The organism is Microcystis sp. M53603_WE2 (genome assembly GCF_030065435.1).
Genome location: NZ_JASJFF010000724.1, coordinates 1 through 3,251 on the forward strand (window position 1 = coordinate 1; position 3,251 = coordinate 3,251).

Annotated in this window: 4 protein-coding genes and 1 pseudogene; all 5 read right to left on the reverse strand. The window is 39.0% G+C overall.

Going from position 1 to position 3,251, the window contains the following annotated elements:
- Nucleotides 1–260: 260 nt before the first annotated feature.
- Nucleotides 261–647 (reverse strand): type II toxin-antitoxin system VapC family toxin, encoded by a 387-nt coding sequence (locus PX481_RS15560; protein ID WP_002760548.1) that lies wholly within the window; start codon nt 645–647, stop codon nt 261–263.
- Nucleotides 644–907, reverse strand: coding sequence for a type II toxin-antitoxin system Phd/YefM family antitoxin (locus PX481_RS15565; protein ID WP_288023605.1), 264 nt, complete (start codon nt 905–907; stop codon nt 644–646). Before PX481_RS15565 ends, PX481_RS15560 begins: the two co-directional genes overlap by 4 nt.
- A 305-nt stretch (nt 908–1,212) precedes the next feature.
- The gene (locus PX481_RS15570) at nt 1,213–1,425 is read right to left on the reverse strand and encodes a hypothetical protein (RefSeq protein ID WP_002760549.1); all 213 of its coding nucleotides are present in this window, start codon (nt 1,423–1,425) and stop codon (nt 1,213–1,215) included.
- Nucleotides 1,426–1,461: 36 nt separating this feature from the next.
- Nucleotides 1,462–2,982 (reverse strand): tetratricopeptide repeat protein, encoded by a 1,521-nt coding sequence (locus PX481_RS15575; protein WP_002760550.1) that lies wholly within the window; start codon nt 2,980–2,982, stop codon nt 1,462–1,464.
- A gap of 167 nt (nt 2,983–3,149) precedes the next feature.
- Nucleotides 3,150–3,251, reverse strand: a pseudogene (locus PX481_RS15580) (IS200/IS605 family transposase); the annotation flags it as partial.

A 3,251-nucleotide genomic window follows, 5' to 3' on the forward strand; every position in this document is an offset into this window, starting at 1 on the left:
GCAGCCCCTATTTAATTGGGGGTTAAACCACCAAGAATGGCTAGGACTTGCTGAAAAAGTACGGGCGAAGCATTCGGATAGAAAATCTACGGTTTCACCGATAGGTTATTGTCCGAATGCTTCGCCCCTACAGGACGCGGGCCGATGAAGACGCAAGGTTTTGAACGACGATTCTCTCAAAATCTTGCACCTGTGAGAGCAAAACAGAACCCTAAAACTCTTACCTCGTCTATATTTCACATTTATTCAGCAAGCCCTATCTACCAATCTATCTGAACAGGATATTTTGCTAATATTGAATCATGGCTAATCAGTCTAGCATTTTCAAGATTAGCTTGAGCAACTAACAAGCGGTCAAATGGATCTTTATGGATGTTAGGTAAAGTATTTAAAGCTAAAACATGGCTGACTGTAATTGATAAAAGGCTAATTTGGTTAGTTTCCTGCTGAGTATTAATCATTTCTGCTAAAGGTATCTTGAGTGATAGTTTACCTAGTTGTAGTTTGATTTGCATTTCCCAAATACTTGTAATACTAAGTAATAGCGTATTACTAGGATCTCTACACAGTTCTAAAGCTCTTTGAGAGAGTTTTTCTGGTTCGCTATCCCACCAAATAAATGTATGGGTATCTAAAAGAAATTTCATGATTCACCTGTCCAAAATTCTTCAGGAAGTGGCTCATCAAAATCTTCGCTAGTCCTAATTTTTCCAGCGTGTAGTCCTGGTTGTCGTAACTTAGGAGAAGGAGTTTCAGACGTTGTTTTTTCAGTATCTCCCCAAGGAATTAGACGAGCTACAGGCTTGTTTCCTGCGGTTATAATAATTTCAGTATCTACCTTTATTAAGGCAAGTAGTTCTTGTAAAGTTAACTGTACTTGATTGAGATCAATAGTTTTGTTTGACATGAATAATTTTCTCTCTTTATTTACTTCACAAAATAAAACAGGATTCAGTGATAACTGCCTCACAAGTTAATAAAGGGTTGGCAACTTTTTCCCATTGCTGAATTACCCAATTGTGATAATTATCACTCCGGTATGTCTTGGAATCGCAGATCTTTTATTTAATTGGGGGTTAAACTACCAAGAATGGCTAGGACTTGCTGAAAAAGTACGGGCGAAGATTCGGGCAATAACTTATCGCTGAAACCGTAGATTTCCTATCCGAATGCTTCGCCCCTACAGGACGTGATCGATAAACTGTTTGCGTTTCATACAACAATTTTCTCTTCTTGGTAGTTTCCCCTAGTAGCGGAAATTGCTTCCTGTTTATTCAATTCTAATGCTTCGCTAAGAGTAATTTTTAGGCTTTCTAATAACTGATCACGAGATGCTTCTTGACAGTTAACTCCCGGAATTTCTTCTATCCAACCAATCCACCAATCTCCGTCTGGCTGAATGATAGCTGTGTAGGTGTTAGTCATAGAATATCTCCTTAGCTAAAATACAAATATATATTATTATACTCGATTTAGGAAACTCTGAAACCGCTCATCTCCCCGAATCTGCTCAAAATCTTTATCTGTTTTCGCCATATCCTGATATTTGACATCAAGATTGATGGCGCGTTGTAAGTTTTCGATAGCTAATTCCACATTATTTTGTAAGCCATAACAGCAAGCTTTATTGTAGTAAGTATTAGCATAATTTGAATTAATTTCTAAAGCTCGATCGTAGGATGCGATCGCTTGTTCTAATCTGCCTAAATTACCTAACGCATTCCCTCGGTTGTACCAAGCTTCATGGAAATCGGGTTTAAATTCTAAAGCTCGATCGTAGGATGCGATCGCTTCTGCCAATCTGCCTAAATTACCTAACGCAATCCCTCGGTTGTACCAAGCTTCATGGTAATCGGGTTTAAATTCTAAAGCTTGATCGTAGGATGCGATCGCTTGTTCAAATCTGCCTAAATTAAATAACGCATTCCCTCGGTTGTTCCAAGCTTCATGCTTATCGGGTTTAAATTCTAAAGCTCGATCATAGGAGGCGATCGCTTGTTCAAATCTGCCTAAATTTCTTAACGCAATCCCTCGGTTGTTCCAAGCTTCATGGTAATCGGGTTTAAATTCTAAAGCTTGATCGTAGGATGCGATCGCTTCTTCTAATCTGCCTAAATTACCTAACGCAACCCCTCGGTTGTACCAAGCTTCATGGTAATCGGGTTTAATTTCTAAAGCTTTGTCGTAGGATGCGATCGCTTGTTCGTATTCTTTTCCCATTTGATGAATTAAGCCTTTTTTATGCCACAATTCAGATGTTTGAACAGGATCGAGAGATGGGGAATCGCTTAAATAGGCCTTAATTTCGGCTAACTTTTCCTGTCGTTGTTGGGGAGTGAATTGTTGATAGGTATCGAGATCGCCGTCTAAATAAACCAGTCTTCTAATTTCTCTTTCCAATATGTCCTTATCCGTCGGAAATTCATAAACTCCCGAATACCAATCAAAAAAATCCGACGCACGACGAATAAAATACCGCAAGGCAAATTCCGGCAATAGGAATACTAAAGTAAAGGGAAATTGCCGCTCAAATCGCTCACGGGATAGGTTTAAATAGCCTAAAATCTTAGGAACTCCGGCCCAGGTTCCCCCATAAACCGGACTTTGACTCAACAAGAAATAGCCTTCACTTTCCGCTTCTTCGTAGCGCAGTAGTGCATTTTCTAAACCGCGCACAAAAAGAATGTTTAGATTGGTATAATTTGGTAGATCGACAATTTTCTCATACAAATTATCGGTTTCTGAATCAAGCTGCAGGACTTGAATATTTTTATTAGGTAAATCTTGACTGATTCCCCGAATAATCTCATCAGCTTGCACGGGAGAACAGCGAACAAAGAGTAAATTAAAGCCATTTTTTCGTCTCAGCGATCGCAGTAATGCTTGATAGGATTCTGCTGCTGTTAGGGGTTGCTCTTCTCGCAATCCTTCAAAATCCGATTCCTGAAAGTTAGTTAAGGGTTTTACTTTTGGGTTTGTCATTATTATATATAGCTGTATTCAGATTTATGAGGTACACTAATTTTCTCACCTGTTCCCTGTTTCCCGCTCCCCATTCATCATTCATAATTCATCATTCATAATTCATCATTAAACTCCTTAATTTTGGTAAATGAACTACCCCGCCGCAAGCGGACGGGGTATCAGAATCAAAATAGACTCAATTGTAGATTTTGGTGTAGCTGCAGGTATTCTTTATCTTGTTCTTTTACATATCTCGCTATCATACCTTCATCCCCATGCTTTCCTAC